The organism is Amycolatopsis sp. NPDC048633 (assembly GCF_040650695.1).
Classification (GTDB): Bacteria; Actinomycetota; Actinomycetes; order Mycobacteriales; family Pseudonocardiaceae; genus Amycolatopsis.
Genome location: NZ_JBEZHS010000017.1, coordinates 96,943 through 112,843 on the forward strand (window position 1 = coordinate 96,943; position 15,901 = coordinate 112,843).

General features: G+C 72.4%; 10 protein-coding genes. 7 read left to right on the forward strand and 3 right to left on the reverse strand.

Annotation, left to right across the window (positions count from 1 at the left end; genetic code table 11):
• The first annotated feature begins 117 nt into the window (after positions 1–117).
• The 5 genes from AB0C38_RS27790 to hrpA all read left to right on the forward strand — a co-directional run bounded on the left by AB0C38_RS27790 (position 118) and on the right by hrpA (position 7,817).
• On the forward strand, positions 118–1,581 hold the full coding sequence (locus AB0C38_RS27790; protein WP_360678531.1) for an APC family permease: 1,464 nt from the start codon (positions 118–120) through the stop codon (positions 1,579–1,581).
• Positions 1,578–2,195, forward strand: coding sequence for a GNAT family N-acetyltransferase (locus AB0C38_RS27795; RefSeq protein ID WP_360678533.1), 618 nt, complete (start codon positions 1,578–1,580; stop codon positions 2,193–2,195). The genes AB0C38_RS27790 and AB0C38_RS27795 overlap by 4 nt, the downstream gene beginning before the upstream one ends.
• Positions 2,192–3,355, forward strand: a complete 1,164-nt coding sequence (locus AB0C38_RS27800) for a lactate 2-monooxygenase (protein ID WP_360678535.1) — start codon at positions 2,192–2,194, stop codon at positions 3,353–3,355. The genes AB0C38_RS27795 and AB0C38_RS27800 overlap by 4 nt, the downstream gene beginning before the upstream one ends.
• 116 nt (positions 3,356–3,471) lie before the next feature.
• Positions 3,472–3,807: a hypothetical protein gene (locus AB0C38_RS27805; RefSeq protein WP_360678537.1), complete on the forward strand. Its 336-nt coding sequence runs from the start codon at positions 3,472–3,474 to the stop codon at positions 3,805–3,807.
• Positions 3,808–3,923: 116 nt separating this feature from the next.
• A complete protein-coding gene (hrpA, locus tag AB0C38_RS27810) occupies positions 3,924–7,817 on the forward strand; it encodes an ATP-dependent RNA helicase HrpA (protein WP_360678539.1) in 3,894 nt (1,297 codons plus the stop codon).
• A gap of 170 nt (positions 7,818–7,987) precedes the next feature.
• Here hrpA and AB0C38_RS27815 read toward each other — a convergent pair whose 3' ends face one another.
• Entirely contained in the window at positions 7,988–9,679 is a 1,692-nt protein-coding gene (locus AB0C38_RS27815; protein ID WP_360678541.1) for a bifunctional 3'-5' exonuclease/DNA polymerase, read from the reverse strand.
• A gap of 151 nt (positions 9,680–9,830) precedes the next feature.
• Here AB0C38_RS27815 and AB0C38_RS27820 point away from each other — a divergent pair, with 151 nt between their 5' ends.
• Positions 9,831–11,465 carry an acyl-CoA synthetase gene (locus AB0C38_RS27820; protein WP_360678543.1) on the forward strand — a complete coding sequence of 545 codons (1,635 nt, stop codon included), beginning with the start codon at positions 9,831–9,833 and terminating at the stop codon, positions 11,463–11,465.
• Here the strand turns inward: AB0C38_RS27820 and AB0C38_RS27825 are convergent.
• The gene (locus AB0C38_RS27825) at positions 11,460–11,834 is read right to left on the reverse strand and encodes a nuclear transport factor 2 family protein (protein ID WP_360678545.1); all 375 of its coding nucleotides are present in this window, start codon (positions 11,832–11,834) and stop codon (positions 11,460–11,462) included. The genes AB0C38_RS27820 and AB0C38_RS27825 overlap by 6 nt on opposite strands.
• On the opposite strand from AB0C38_RS27825, the gene AB0C38_RS27830 reads away from it, so the two are divergent.
• A complete protein-coding gene (locus AB0C38_RS27830) occupies positions 11,833–14,796 on the forward strand; it encodes a LuxR C-terminal-related transcriptional regulator (protein WP_360678547.1) in 2,964 nt (987 codons plus the stop codon). The two genes, AB0C38_RS27825 and AB0C38_RS27830, sit on opposite strands and share 2 nt — an antisense overlap.
• Before the next feature lie 129 nt (positions 14,797–14,925).
• Here AB0C38_RS27830 and AB0C38_RS27835 read toward each other — a convergent pair whose 3' ends face one another.
• Entirely contained in the window at positions 14,926–15,852 is a 927-nt protein-coding gene (locus AB0C38_RS27835) for a hypothetical protein (protein WP_360678549.1), read from the reverse strand.
• Positions 15,853–15,901: the final 49 nt, after the last annotated feature.

Sequence of the window (15,901 nt, forward strand, 5' to 3'; positions counted from 1 at the left end):
CTCGCCGCGCTTTCGGTGCCATCACGTTTTACCCCGAACGGACGTACCGCCTTCGGGGGCCGAGCCCCTACTCTGGGGCGCCGCCGCCAAGATCACCTACGGCGCGGGGAAGGGTTCATGGGTACCCATGCACCGGGGAACGGCCTCGGTAGAAGGCGGCTCGGCGCCGTCCAGATCGTCTTCTTCGTCGTCGCGGCGGCGGGTCCGCTGTACGCGATCGCCGGCGGGGTCTCGGCGACCTACGCGGTGACCGGCAGCGTCGGCGTGCCGCTGTCGTTCGTGCTGCTGGCCCCGGTGCTCGCGCTGTTCGGCGTCGGGTACGCCGCGATGAGCCGGTACATCACGAACGCCGGCGCGTTCTACCCCTATGTGGCGCACGGGATCGGGCGGTCCGCGGGCACCGCCGTCGCCTACGTGACGGTGCTCGCCTACAGCTCGATCCAGACCGGCGTCTTCGGCCTGTTCGGCCTTTCCGTCTCCACCTGGCTGAACACGACGTTCGGCTGCGACCTGCCGTGGTGGCCGATCGCGCTGCTGATGGTGCTCGTCGTCGGCGCCGGCGGCGTGCTGCGGATCGACCTCGACGCGAAGGTGCTCGGCGTCGCGCTCGGCCTCGAGGTCGTGGTGCTGGTCGTGCTGAACGTCGGGATGTTCAGCCACCCGGCCGGGGGCACCGTCTCGCTCGTCCCGCTCTCGCCGTCGAGCCTGTTCACGGCGGGCGTCGGGGCGGTTTTCGCTTTCTCCATCGCGGTTTTCCTCGGGTTCGAGGGGGCGGCGACCTACGGCGAGGAGTGCCGCGACCCGCGCCGGACGGTCGGCCGCGCGACGTTCATCGCGGTCGGCCTGACCGCCGTGCTGTACATCGTCACCTCGCTCGGGATGGCGGTCGCGACCGGTCCGGACCACATCGTCGAGCGGGCCGGCGCCGAAGGACCGGGCCTGCTGTTCGGGCTCGGCGGGCAGTACGTCGGCACGGTGTTCGCCGACACGGCGTACGTGCTCTTCCTGACCAGCCAGTGCGCCGCGCTGCTGAGCCTCCACAACGCCGTCGCGCGGTACTTCTTCGCGCTGGGCCGGGACGGGCTGCTGCCGGAGAGCTTCAGCCGCACCAGCAAGCGCACCGGCGCGCCGATCGGCGGCTCGCTGGTGCAGACCTCGATCGGCCTGGTCATCGTCTCGCTCTTCGCGCTGGCCGGCCGCGACCCGTTCACCGACCTGTTCACCTGGACCGGCGTCACCGCATCGACGGGCGTCACGATCATCATGATCGCGGTCTCGCTGTCGGTCATCGGGTTCTTCCGCCGTCGCCCCGAGCAGGAGACGTGGTGGCGGCGGGTGGGCGCGCCCGCGCTCGCGGCGGTGACGCTGACCGCGATCCTGGTGCTGATCATCGTCAACTTCGACGTCCTGCTCGGCCCGGCGGGGGCGGTCCCGCTGCTGCGCTGGGGGCTGCCGGGACTGCTGGTGCTCGCCGGTCTCGCCGGCTTCCTGCGCGCCGAGGCGCTGCGCACGCGGCGCCCGGACGTCTACGCGGGGATCGGCGGCCCGCTGCGGGAAGAAGACGTGGTGACGACGTCGTGAGCGACGTCCGCGCCGCGGATCCGTCCGAAGTGGACACCGTGGCCGGGATCCTGGTGGCGGCGTTCCAGGACGACCCGATGAGCCGCTGGGTGTTCCCGGACGACGAGCGGCGCCGCACCGTTTCGCACCCGGCGTTCTTCGGCGCGCTCCTCGAGGCCGGCTTCGCGACCGGGCACGTCGACGTGACCGGGGACCGGACGGCCGCGGTGATCTGGCTGCCCGCCGGCGGAGACGGCGACGAGCCGATCGCCGGGCTGGATCCCACGGAGGCGGCCCGGCTCGACGTCCTCCTCGGCACGATGGCCGGCCTCGAACCGCCCGGACCGCTCTGGCACGCGCAGTTCGTCGGCGTCCGGCCCGGACACCAGGGCCGGGGAGTCGGCGGGCGGCTGCTGCGTCACGGCCTCGACCGGGCCGACGCCGAGGGCGTGCCCACCTACCTGGAGGCCAGCTCACCCGGCAGCACGCGGCTCTACCGGCGGCTCGGGTTCCGCGACCACGGGCCCGCGTTCCGCCCGCCCGGCGGCCCGCCGATGCAGCCGATGCGGCGTTCCCCGGCCGGCGCCGTTACCGGCGAGTACAGTGCGCGTTCGACCGCGAGGAGGCAGACGTGACCGAACGCTTCGGCAGCTACCAGAACGAGCTCTACCTGCAGGGACTCGGTGGGGTGCTGCCGCCGTGCTCGACCGACGCGACGAAGCTCGAAGCATCGGCGCGCGAGGTCATGGCCCCCGGTCCGTTCTCCTACGTCGCGGGCTCGGCCGGCTCCGGCGCGACCGCCCGCGCCAACCGCGAGGCGTTCGACCGCTGGCGCGTCGTGCCGCGGATGCTGACCGGCGCCACCGACCGCGACCTCTCGACCACGGTGCTCGGCACCCGGCTGGCCGCGCCGGTGGCCGTCGCGCCCGTCGGCGTCCAGTCGATCGTCCACCCCGACGCCGAGTCCGCGACCGCCCGCGCCGCCGCCTCGGTGGGGCTCCCGTTCATCCTGTCCACGGCGTCCTCGACCGGCATCGAGGACGTCGCCGCGGCCAACGGCGAGGGCCCGCGCTGGTTCCAGCTGTACTGGCCCGGCGACCCGGACGTCTGCGCGAGCCTGCTGGCCCGGGCGAAGGCGGCCGGCTACACGGCACTGGTCGTCACGCTCGACACGTGGACGCTGGCCTGGCGACCGTCCGATCTGGACCAGTCCTACCTGCCGTTCCTGCAGGGCGAGGGGCTCGCCGTCCCGTTCACCGACCCGGTGTTCCTGTCCCGGCTGGAGAAGACGCCGGAAGAGGACCGCGGCACGGCGATCCTGACCTGGATCGGCATGATCACCGGCACCGACCGGACGTGGGACCAGCTGCCGTTCCTGCGCGAGCACTGGGACGGCCCGATCGTCCTCAAGGGCATCCAGCACGTCGCCGACGCGCGCCGCGCGGCCGAGGCCGGGATGGACGGCATCGTGGTCTCGAACCACGGCGGCCGCCAGGTCGACGGCGCGATCGGGGCCCTGGAAGCGTTGCCCGGGATCGTCGCGGCGGTCGGCGACCGCATGGAGGTGCTGTTCGACTCGGGCGTCCGCACCGGCGCGGACGTGCTGAAGGCGATCGCACTGGGTGCGCGGGCGGTGCTGGTGGGCCGCCCGTGGGTGTACGGGCTGGCGCACGCGGGCGAGGACGGCGTCCGTCACGTGCTGCGCAGTTTGTTGGCCGAATTCGACCTGACCATGGGACTTTCCGGCCACCGGACCCTCGCCGACCTGGGCCCGGACTCGCTCCAGCGGACGTGAGATAACAAAACGGGAAAACCGGGGACAGCTCGGGAACCGGCCGCTACTGTTCGAGTCCCATTGCGGGCCGTCGGGGCGGCCGGCTCCTGTTTCCCTTTTCCCGTTGGGGGTTTTCCATGTCTTCGATCATGATGCGGATCGGCATTCTGTTCGCCGTCCTCGGCTTCGGCTCGCTCGCGCTGGAGCAGTTCGACTACGAGTTCCGGCTGCTGTCCTGGGCCACCGACATGCAGCCCGGCTTCGGCATCGTGCTGGGCCTCGTCGGCCTCGCGCTGATCGGTGGCTCGGTGGCGATGAACCGCGCCAAGTCCGCGCCGCAGCCGCAGCAGCAGGCGGCGCCGGGTCAGTTCCCGGGCCAGCAGCAGCCGTACGCCGGTGGCCAGCCGCAGCAGTTCCAGGGCCAGCCGCAGTCGCAGCAGCAGTACCCGCAGCAGCCCGGCCAGCAGGGCTGACGTCCGTCTCGACGGCCCCGCACCACCCCGGTGCGGGGCCGTTGGCGTGCCGCCGGTCACGCGACGGGGATATTGAGAGGCCGGTGCCGTCACGCACGGCTATCCTCGGTCCAAGCATGTCCACGTCATCCCCTTTCGAAGCGCTGCGTGCGCGCCTGCCCGAGCTGATGCCGCGCGACGAGCAGCGGCTGCGCCGGCGACTCGATGGCGCCCGCAAAGCCCGCGACCGCGACGACGCCCTCGCGCGCATCTCCGCCGACATCGACCAGGCCGAGCTGCGCCTCGCGTCGCGCCGCGAGAGCGTGCCCAAGATCGAATACCCCGAAGAGCTGCCGGTCAGCAGGCTCAAGGACGAGATCGGCGCGGCGATCGAGAAGCACCAGGTCGTGATCGTCGCGGGGGAGACCGGCTCGGGCAAGACCACCCAGCTGCCGAAGATCTGCCTCGAGCTCGGCCGCGGCATCCGCGGCCAGATCGGCCACACGCAGCCGCGGCGGCTGGCCGCCCGCACGGTCGCCGACCGGATCGCGAGCGAACTGAAGACCGAGCTCGGCCAGACCGTCGGCTACAAGGTCCGGTTCACCGACCAGTCCGGGCAGGACACGCTGGTCAAGCTGATGACCGACGGCATCCTGCTGGCCGAGATCCAGACCGACCGCTCGCTGCGCCAGTACGACACGCTGATCATCGACGAGGCCCACGAGCGCAGCCTCAACATCGACTTCATCCTCGGCTACCTCAAGCAGCTGCTGCCGCGCCGCCCCGACCTCAAGGTGATCATCACCTCGGCGACGATCGACCCCGAACGGTTCTCGAAGCACTTCGACGACGCGCCGATCGTCGAGGTCTCCGGCCGGACGTACCCGGTCGAGACGCGCTACCGGCAGCTGGCCGACCCCGAAGATCCCGAAGGTGACGACGAGCGCGACCAGACCCAGGGCATCCTCGACGCCGTCGAGGAGCTGTGCGCCGAGGGTCCGGGCGACGTCCTGGTGTTCCTCTCCGGCGAGCGCGAGATCCGCGACACCGCGGACGTGCTCAACCGGGCGAACCTGCGGGGCACCGAGGTCCTGCCGCTGTACGCGCGGCTGTCGGCGGCCGACCAGCACCGCGTGTTCCAGCAGCACACCGGGCGCCGGGTGGTGCTCGCGACCAACGTCGCCGAGACGTCGCTGACCGTGCCGGGCATCAAGTACGTCGTCGACCCGGGCACGGCGCGGATCTCGCGCTACAGCCACCGCACCAAGGTGCAGCGGCTGCCGATCGAACCCGTGTCGCAGGCGTCGGCGAACCAGCGCAAGGGCCGCTGCGGGCGCACGTCCGACGGCATCTGCATCCGGCTGTATTCCGAAGAGGACTTCGAGGCGCGGCCCGAGTTCACCGACCCGGAGATCCTGCGGACCAACCTCGCGTCGGTCATCCTGCAGATGACGTCGCTGGGCCTGGGCGACATCGCGGCGTTCCCGTTCGTCGAGCCGCCGGACCGCCGTCAGATCAGCGACGGCGTCGGGCTGCTGCAGGAGCTGGGCGCGTTCGACAGCGCGGCCGCCGGGAACAGCGACCGGCGGCTCACCGACACCGGCCGCAAGCTCGCGCAGCTGCCCGTCGACCCGCGGATGGGCCGGATGGTGCTGGAGGCCGCTCGCAACGGGTGCGTCCGCGAAGTGATGATCATCGCGGCCGCGCTGTCCATCCAGGACCCGCGGGAGCGGCCGGCGGAGAAGCAGCAGGCGGCCGACCAGCAGCACGCGCGGTTCGCCGACCCGACGTCGGACTTCCTCGCCTACCTCAACCTCTGGGAGTACGTCGCCGAGCAGCAGAAGGCGTTGTCCGGCAACCAGTTCCGCCGCATGTGCCGTACCGAGTACCTGAACTACCTGCGCCTGCGCGAGTGGCAGGACATCTTCAGCCAGCTGCGGCAGCTGGCGAAGCCGCTGGGCATCTCCCTGAACACGAACACGACCCCGGTCGACCCGCAGCGCGTGCACACGTCGCTGATCGCCGGGCTGCTCTCGCACATCGGGCTCAAGGACCCGGCCAAGGGCGACTACCTGGGCGCGCGCGGTGCTCGTTTCGGCATCTTCCCCGGGTCGGCGTTGTTCAAGAAGCAGCCGCGGTTCGTGATGTCGGCCGAGCTGGTCGAGACGTCGCGGCTGTGGGCGCGGGTGAACGCCCGGATCGAGCCCGAGTGGGTCGAGCCGCTGGCGGGGCACGTCGTGAAGCGCAACTACTCCGAGCCGCACTGGGAACGCAAGCAGGGCGCGGTGATGGCGACCGAGAAGGTGACGCTGTACGGCGTCCCGCTGATCGCCGACCGCCGCGTCAACTACGGGCGGATCGACCCCGAGATGTCGCGCGCGCTGTTCATCCGGCACGCGCTCGTCGAGGGCGACTGGCAGACCCGCCACCACTTCTTCGCCGAGAACCGCGCGCTGCTGGAGGAGGTCGAGGACCTCGAGAACCGGGCGCGGCGCCGTGACATCCTCGTCGACGACCAGACGCTGTACGAGTTCTACGATTCCCGGGTCCCGGCCGACGTCGTCTCGGTGCGCCACTTCGACACGTGGTGGAAGAAGACGCGCCACGAGCAGCCGGACCTGCTCTCGTTCGAGAAGTCCATGCTCATCAACGAGACCGCGGGCGGCGTGCGCGAGGGCGACTACCCCGACTCGTGGACGCAGGGCACGCAGGTCTTCAAGCTGACGTACCAGTTCGAGCCGGGCGCGGACGCGGACGGCGTCACCGTGCACGTCCCGCTGCCGGTGCTGAACCAGGTGACCGAGGACGGGTTCGACTGGCAGGTGCCGGGTCTGCGTTCGGAGCTGGTGACGGCGCTGATCAAGTCGCTGCCGAAGGCGTTGCGGCGCAACTTCGTCCCGGCGCCGGACACCGCGAAGTACGTCCTTTCGCGAGTGTCCCCTTCGGACGGTCCGCTGCTGGAGGTGCTCGGCCGCGAGCTGCGCGCCCTGCGGGGCATCACGGTGCCGTACGCGGACTGGGACCTTTCGTCGGTGCCGGAGCACCTGAAGATGACGTTCCGGGTGGTCGACGAGCGCGGCAAGAAGGTGGCCGAGGGCAAGGACGTCTCGGCGTTGCAGCGGCGGCTGGCGCCGAAGGTCCGGGAGACGATCTCGAAGGCGGCCAACACCCTCGAAAAGGCCGGGCTGACCAAACCTTCGTTCGGCTCGCTGCCCCGGGTGTTCGAGTCGACCCAGCGCGGCCACGACGTCAAGGCGTACCCGGCTTTGGTGGACGAAGGCGCGTCGGTGGCGGTGCGGCTGCTGGACACGCCGGGCCAGCAGCAGCACGCGATGTGGGCGGGCACGCGGCGGATGCTGCGGCTGAACCTGAACTCGCCGATGAAGTTCATCACGCGCTCGCTGTCGAACTCGTCGAAGCTGGTGCTGAACCGGAACCCGCACGGCAGCGTGGCGGCGCTGCTCGAGGACTGCGTCGACTGCGCGGTGGACGCCCTGATGGCCGCCGGCGGCGGCCCGGTGTTCGACGAGACCGGGTTCAAGGTCCTGCTGGAGAAGGTCCGAGCGGGCCTGCACCCGGTGGTACTGGACGTACTGACGGACGTCGAGAAAATCCTCCGCGCGGCGAACGACGTCGAGGTGGCGTTGCCTGGTACGCGCGGCCCGGCGGAGTCGCTGTCGGACATCCGGAGTCAGCTGTCAGGCTTGGTGTACCCGGGTTTCGTGACGGCGGCGGGTGCTTCGCGGCTGCGCAACGTGGTCCGGTACCTGCAGGGAATCTCGCGCCGGCTGGAGAAGCTGGTTTCGGAGCCGACGCGCGACCTGCAGCGGACAGCGGACATCGCGTGGATCACGTCGGAGTATCGCGAGGCGCTCGCTTCCCTTCCGCCGGGAACGTCGTCCCCGGCACTCGACGAGGTCCGCTGGATGATCGAGGAACTGCGAGTTTCGTTCTTCGCCCAGACGTTGGGGACAGCGCACCCGGTATCGCTGAAACGGATCACGAAAGCCATCGACGACGCCCTCGCCTGACGCCGTGTCGCCCCTCCAATCACGAGTGTCGGCTCCCCGATCACGCGAGTTACGCCTTCAATCACGCGAGTCACGTCTCCGGTCACGCGAATTCCGGCCATCGCACGTGATTGAAGGGGCATCACGCGTGATTGGAGGGTCGACTCGCGTGATCAGAGGGTCGACACGGGTTACTTCGCGTCGGCGTAGGTGTCGACCGGGGCGATGTGCAGGGGGAAGCGGACCGGGCAGGCCGGGCCGAACAGCATCCTTGCCGCCTCCGTCACCGCGTCCGTGATCGCCGTGGACACCTGCTCGGCCAGCTCGGCCGGGGTGTGGACGATGACCTCGTCGTGCTGGAAGAACACCAGGTGCGCCGGGGCCGGGAGGCTGCGGCGCAGCGTCGCCAGCATCACCGCCGTCATGTCGGCCGCGCTGGCCTGGACGACGAAGTTGCGCGTGAACCGGCCCCAGCCGCGGGACGCCCGGCGGGCCTTCACCTCGCCGGCCTCGTCCGAAGCCAGGCCGCCGGTCAACGCCCGCCAGGCGGCCGACGGCGCGGGAGAGGTCCGGCCCAGCCGGGAGCGGACCCGCTCGCCGCGCTCGCCCGCCTGTGCGGCGTGCTCCACATAGGACACCGCGTCCGGGAACCGCTGGCGCAGCAGGGCGAGCAGCGGTCCTGCCTCGCCGGACGTGCCGCCGTACATCGCCGACAGCATCGCGATCTTCGCGCGGGCCCGGTCGTCCCGGTCGTCGTCCGGTGACAAAGGGACCCAGTGCGCGCCCGAGAACAATGCCTCGCCGAGCCGCGCGTACAGGTCCGTCGCCGCCGCGACGTCGGCCAGCCTGCGGTCGCCCGACAACGCCGTCAGCACCCGCGGTTCGAGCTGGGCGGCGTCGGCCACCACCAGCTTCCAGCCCGGGTCCGCGCGGACGCACGTGCGCAGCACCTTCGGGATCTGCAGCGCCCCGCCGCCGCGGCTGGCCCAGCGCCCGGACACCACCCCGCCGACGACGTAGTGCGGGCGGAACCGGCCGTCGGCGACCCACTCTTCGAGCCACGCCCAGCCGTTCGCCGTGTACAGCCGGGACAGCTCCTTGTACTCCAGCAACGGCGCGACAGCCGGATGATCGATGCCCTTCAGCAAGTACTTCCGCGCCGCCGGCACCTCGATCCCGGCGCGGGCCAGCGCCCGGACCACGCTCGGGGGCGAGTCCGGGTTGACCGCGCGCCCGCCGAACGCCTCGGTGATCTTCGCCGCCAGCTCGACCAGCACCTTCGGCCGCTCTCCGGCGCGCACCCGTGGACCGAGCCGGGAAACCAGCAGCGCCTCGTGTAGGTCGGCGCGCCACGGCAGGCCGTCGGCCGACATCTCCACCGCGGCCAGCGCGCTCGCCGACTCGGCGGCGAGCAGCAGCCGCATCCGGTCCGGGTGCTCGGCGGCGGCCACCCGCCGCTCCTGCTCCGCGAGCACGCGCCGGACCGCCGTGACGACCGTCACGCCCTCGGGCAGCGTCGGCACGCGGGTCTCGAACAACGTCGGCTGCGCCAGCTCGACGGCGGTCGAGTCGGGCGGCGGTTCCTCGCCGTTCGCCCTGGCCCAGGCCGCGCGCAGGCTCCGCGACTGTCCTTCCTGACCCTCGTACGCCAGCAGCAGCCCTTCGGCCAGCGCGAGGTCGTAACAGCGTTGGACGCGCAGCCCGGCCGCGACCAGCACTGGGTACACCGCCTCCACCGAGGGGAACACCCACCGCGGGTCGAGCGAAGCCTCCAGCTCCCGGGCCAGCGCCACGAAACCCGCTTCGTCCAGGCCGTTCGCCGCCGAGGACGGAGAATGCACGGTGAAGCTCCCGTCCTCCTCCCGCCCGGCGATCACCTGCACGAACACATTGTGCCGACCACCACCGACAGTTTCCGCGCGGTCGCGGCTGGTGCGTTTGCCGCGTGGTTGGTTTACTCTCCAGTAGCCCCCATACCGCCGGTACGCCTGCCGTCGGCATGGGCTCTCTTCCCGCAGCAACGGAGGTGCCTGGATGAGTCTGGTCGCGCTCGCCACGCAAGTGGCGGACAAGGTGGCCGAGACGGCCCGCAGCGTCGACGTGATGCGGCGGGCCGGTCTGGTTCCCTTCCCCCGGCTCGACGAAGGGGTCCGCTCCCTGGTCGCGCTCCGCAAGTTCGGCCCGTTCGCCGGCGCGAACCACATCTCGGCGCGCCGCGACCCGACCGCCGTCGGCATCGTCGACGAGCTCGGCCCGCTGACCTACAAGCAGCTCGACGACCAGTCGAACGCGCTGGCCAGGGCCTGGTCGGAGCGCGGGATCAAGCCGGGCCAGGTCGTCGCCGCGCTCTGCCGCGACCACCGCGGCCTGGTGATCACCATGGCCGCGTCGGGCAAGCTCGGCGTCCGCCTGCTGCTCATGAACACCGGCTTCGCGAAGCCGCAGCTGGCCGACGTCGCCAAGCGCGAGGGAGTCACCGCGCTGGTGTACGACCAGGAGTTCACCGGCCTGCTCGACGCCATGCCCGACGGCGTCGAGCGCTACCTGGCCTGGGTCGACCCGGACAGCGACCTGACTGGCCGGGACGTGCCGGTGCTGTCCGAGATCATCGCCAGCACCGACGACCGGCCGTGGCCCGCGCCCGCCAAGCCGGGCGGTTTCGTGCTGCTGACCAGCGGCACCACCGGCACGCCGAAGGGCGCGCCGCGGCCGCACACCTCGGCGCTGGCCTCGGCGCAGTTCCTCGACCGGATCCCGCTGCGGTCCAACGAGGCCACCTACATGGGCGCGCCGCTGTTCCACGGCACCGGCCTCTCGCAGTTCATCCTCTCCTTCGCGCTCGGCTCGAAGGTCGTGATGCGCCGCAAGTTCACACCGGAGGAGGCGCTGCGCGGCGTCGCCGAGCACAAGTGCACCGCGCTCGTGCTGGTGCCGACCATGCTGCAGCGCATCGTCGACCTCCCCAAGGACGTCCGGGAGAAGTACGACACGTCGGCGCTGCGGATCATCTTCGTCGCCGGCTCGGCGCTGTCGCCGGACCTGGGCAACCGCGCGAACGAGGCGTTCGGCCCGGTCGTGCACAACCTCTACGGCTCGACCGAGGTCGCGGTGGCGACGGTCGCGACGCCGGAGGACTGGGCGAAGGCGCCGGGCACGGTCGGCCGCGCGCCGGTCGGCTGCAAGGTGGCGCTGTACGACGAAAAGGGCGGTCGCGTCACCGAGCCCCACGTCACCGGCCGGGTCTTCGTCGGCAGCGGCCTCAGCTTCGGCGGCTACACCGACGGCCGCCACAAGGAGATCATCGACGGCCTGCTCTCCAGCGGCGACGTCGGCCACTTCGACGCCGACGGCCTCCTGTTCATCGACGGCCGGGACGACGAGATGATCGTCTCCGGCGGCGAGAACGTGTTCCCGATCGAGGTGGAGAACCTCCTGGTCGAGCGGGAAGACGTGCTGGAAGCGGCGGTGATCGGCGTCGAGGACCCGGAGTTCGGGCAGCGCCTCAAGGCGTTCGTGGTGCTGGCGGACGGCGCGAAGCTCGACGTCGAGGGTGTCCGCGACTACGTCAAGGCGAACCTGGCGCGCTACAAGGTGCCGCGGGACGTCGAGTTCCTCGATGAGCTGCCCCGCAACGCGACCGGGAAGGTGCTGCGGACCAAGCTGTCATGAGCCGCGCTGGACGTTGACGATCTGCCAGCCGCCGGCGCGCCGGGCCGCCACCACCGTGCAACCCGCGCCGTCTCGGTGACCCGTCGCGACGCCGATCGACGGCGTCACCCGCAGGTCCGTCCACCGGAACGCGCCCGCGGGGGCCCGGCCGGGCCAGGCGTCCCGGTCGAGCACGCGGCCGTCCGGGCCGTCGCCGCGGAAGTCCGCGGCCAGCAGCGGCTCCCACGCGGGCGCGTCGCCGCGCGCCTCGGCGTCCCGCCAGCGGGTCAGCAGCTCTTCGAACGTCTCCACGTCCTCGAAGGTCGCAGCCGCCGCGCGCCAGGACATCTGCCACCTGGCCGAGATCCGCTGGCAGACTGGCCGGGCCATGACCGAGACGAAACTCCTCCCCGCCGGCACCGTGACCATCCTGTGCGCCGGTGACGCGCCCCCGGTCGTCTTCGCCACGCCCGAAGAAGCCCTCGCGAGCCTGACCGCCGGACCCGCCGCCCTCCACACCGGCGAAGCGCTGGTCCGCGACGACGGCACGCCCACCGGACCCGCCGTCCGGCGCTGCGAACTGCTGCGCGACCTGGCGACCGACGGCCGGACGCTCCTCTCGGCCCCGGTCGCCGCGGCCCTGCCCGGCGCCACGCTGCACGACCTCGGCGTCCACCGCCTGCCGGACCTCACCGCGCCGGAGCGGATCTTCCAGCTCGGCGGGACCCCCGGGCCGCTGCGCTCGCTCGACGCGGTCCCGAACAACCTCCCCGTGCAGCTGACCGGGTTCGTCGGCCGCGAGACCGAGGCCGGCGAGGTCCGGGGACGGCTGGCCGGCGGCCGGCTCGTCACGCTCGCCGGGCCGGGCGGCAGCGGCAAGACCCGGCTGGCCGCCCAGGTCGCGGCCGCGGCGGCCGGGCGGTGGCCCGACGGCGTGTGGTGGGTCGAGCTCGACGCCGTCACCGGGCGCGCCGAGGTCGCCGAGCTGGTCGCCACGACGCTCGGTGTGCCGGTGGAACCCCGTGCGGGAGCCGCCCGTTCGGTCGCGACGGAGCTGCGCGACCGGCGCGTCCTGCTCTGCCTCGACAACTGCGAACAGGCCCTCGACGGCGTCGCGGACCTCGCCGTCGAACTGCTCCGGTCGTGCCCCGAGGTCGCGGTGCTGACGACCAGCCGGGAACCCGTCGGCGTGCCGGGGGAGACGGTGTGGCGGGTGCCGCCGCTGGCCGTCGAGGAGGCCGTCGCGCTGTTCGTCGAACGGGCCGGCGCGGTGCGGCCGCTGTTCACTTTGGACACTTCGAGCGCGGCCGCCGTCCGGTCGGTATGCACCCGGCTCGACGGCATCCCGCTGGCCGTCGAGCTCGCCGCCGCGTGGCTCGGAACCCTTACCCCGCACCAGATCGACACCGGTCTCGACGACCGGTTCGCCCTGCTCACCCGTGGCCCGCGCGGGGTGCCGGCACGGCAGCAGACCCTGGCCGCGTCGATCGCGTGGAGCCACGACCAGCTCGGCGAAGACGACCGCGCGGTGTTCCGCCGGCTCGCCGTGTTCGCCGGCGGGTTCACGCTCGACGCGGCGGGCGGCCCGGCCGCGCTGCCCGCGCTGGGCCGGCTCGTCGACAAGTCCTTGGTGCTGGCCGAAAACGGCCGCTACCGGCTGCTGGAGACGCTGCGCGAGTACGCGGCGGCGCGGCTGGCCGAGGCGGGGGAGGCCGACGCCGCCCGCGATCGCCACCTCGGCCACTTCCTCGCCCTCGCCGAAGCCGCCGAGCCCGACCTCGACCGGGACAAGGACGCTTGGCGCGCGCGGATGGAACCCGAGCGCGACAACCTCCGCGCGGCCCTGGAATGGGGGCTGGCGCAGGAAGATCCCACGCGAGGCCGCCGGCTCGCCGCCGCCGTCGCGTGGCTGTGGAACCTGCGGGGCCGCGGCCACGAGGGCCTGGCGTACCTGAAGCGCGCGGTCGCCCGCTGCCCGGACGAGCGGTCGGCGTTGCAGGCCCGGTTGCTCACCGGGATGGGTCTGGTCGCCGACACGACGGCGCCGTTCGACGGCGAGGCCGCACGCCTGGGCCTGGAGATCGCCACCGAACTCGGCGAGGCGGGGCTTCGCGCGCGATGCCTTTCGCTGACCGCGCTCGGGCACCTGTACACGGACTTCGACGCTGCCTGGGACCTCGCTCTCGAAGCCGAGAAGGTCGCCGAAGCCGCCGGAGACGGCTTCGCGCGCGACAGTGCGTTGATGCTGCGCGGGATCATCCTCCACGCCCGGGACCGGCACGACGAAGCCGATCCGTTGTTCGCCGAAGCGGCCGAAGGGCTCCTTCGCCGCGGCGACCGCGGACTCGCATCGACGGTCCTCAGTGCCCAGTCGGCGAGCGCGCTCGTGTCGGCGGACCTGCCGCGGGCGCGTGAATTCGCCGAGCGCGCCGTCGAGGTCGCCGCGCCGCTCGGGGACTTCCACCGCGTCAACACGACGTTGTGCCGGCTGGCGATCGTGCACTGCCTGGCCGGCGACGTCGACGCCGGGTTCCGCGTGATGGAACCGTTCCTGCGGCTCCTCGAAACCGCGGGCGACGTCTTCGTGCCGGGCATGGCCGGGGTGATGGGCGAGCTGCACCGGCGTCGCGGCGAGTTCGAAGAGGCCGCGCGCTGGTTCGAGCGCGAAGCCATCCCCGGGACGTACATGGCGTCGCAGGGGCTCGCCGAACGCGGTGCCATCCTGCGCTCGCTGGGCCGCGCCGAGGAGGCCGCGGAGGTGCTCGCCACCGCCGTCGAGCTGACCCGGCGCTGGGGCCTGCGGTCGGCTCTGGCCGAGGTCCTCGACCAGCAGGGATACCTGGCCGGCCCGGAGCAGGCCGCCGAGCTGCACCACGAGGCGCTGGCGCTGCGCCTCGACCACGGCCTGCGCCTGGGCGTCCTGGGCAGCCTGGACGCGCTGACCACGCTCCTCGCCCGCACCGGCCGCGACGCCGACGCCGCCCGGGTGTTCGTCTCGGCCTCCCGCGTCCGCGCCGAGCTGGGCTTTCCGCGCCGCGCCGGGGAGCAGGCCGAGCTGGACGCGCTCGGGCTCGCGACCGGCGAAGCGCCGATGAGCCTCGACGACGTCGTCGCGTTCGTCCGCCGGACCCGGGGTGCGCGCGGCCGGCCGTCGAGCGGCTGGGGCAGCCTGACGCCGACCGAGCTGGAGGTCGTGAGGCTCGCGGCCGAGGGCGGCACGAACCCGGAGATCGGCGCCCGGCTGTTCATGAGCCGCGGCACGGTCAAGACGCACCTCGCGCACGTCTACGCCAAGCTCGGGATCGCGAACCGCACCGAACTGGCCACCCTCGCGGCCACCCACCTGGGCTGACGCCGTACCCGGAGGGTCGGCTCACGTACCGGAAGAGTCGGCTCGCGTACCTGGAGGGTCGGCTCACGAACCGACTGCCCAGGTACGCGAACCGACTGTCTGGGTACGCGAACCGACTGTCCGGGTACGTCAGTCCCAGTCGATGCCGAAGACGCCGGGGCCGAAGTCCAGCGCCACCGCGTGCACGCCGTCGCCGCCGTCGAGCTTGAGCTGGCGGCGGGTGCCGGAGCCCGTCGCCCCGTTGCGGGTGTACTGCCAGCACCGCTCGGGTGCCGTGCCCGGGGCGAACCGGACCTCCAGCAGGTACTCCCGGACCGGGCGCCGGAACTCGCGGTAGCAGGTGTTGCGGCACTCCGGGTACGGCGGCCCGCCGTTGGTCAGCGTGTACTCGATCAGGTGCGTCTCGCCCCGGTCGATCGGCTCGTCGAAGATCAGCTCGGCGACGATGAGCCCGTGGGCCTCGTCGACCTCGGCGCGCCCGACCCGGCAGTTGCGCACCGCGTGCAGTTCCGGCGCGCCGGCCGCCGGGTCGTCCTGGGTGTAGACGAGCAGCCAGCGGTCCTGGCCGTCGGCACCCGCCTGGAACACCGCCCGCGCGGTGACCGCGCGCTGGCCGCCGTCCTCGGCGATCTCGCACAGGTCGTGCAGCCCGACCAGCTTCAGCGGGTGCTGACGCTCGAGCGCGTCCGGCGCGCCGACCTTGTCCAGCAGCGGCTGCAGCGTCTCGCGCGGGAACGACATGGGCTCGCCGCCCGCCTGGCGCCGGCCGGCACCGCCGCGGGGCCGGGGCGGGGGCAACAGCCCGAGCAGGGACCCGGCCGGGACGTCGAGGATCTCTTCCAGCGTGCGGACGGCCGAGAGCGAGCTCTGCCGTTCCGGCTGGCGCTTGCCGGACTGCCAATAACTGAGGGCGGTGACGCTGACGACGACGCCGCGGGCACGCAGCCGCGCCTGGATCCGGTCGAGGGACAGGCCGCTGGTGGCGATGGCCGCGCGCAGGTGGGTGGCGAACGCGGTGCGCTCACCCTGCTGACCGCCCGCCGTGCTGCTCGCCATTGCCGATCCGACCCGCCCCGTGCCGTCCCCCGACGATCCCCGACATCGT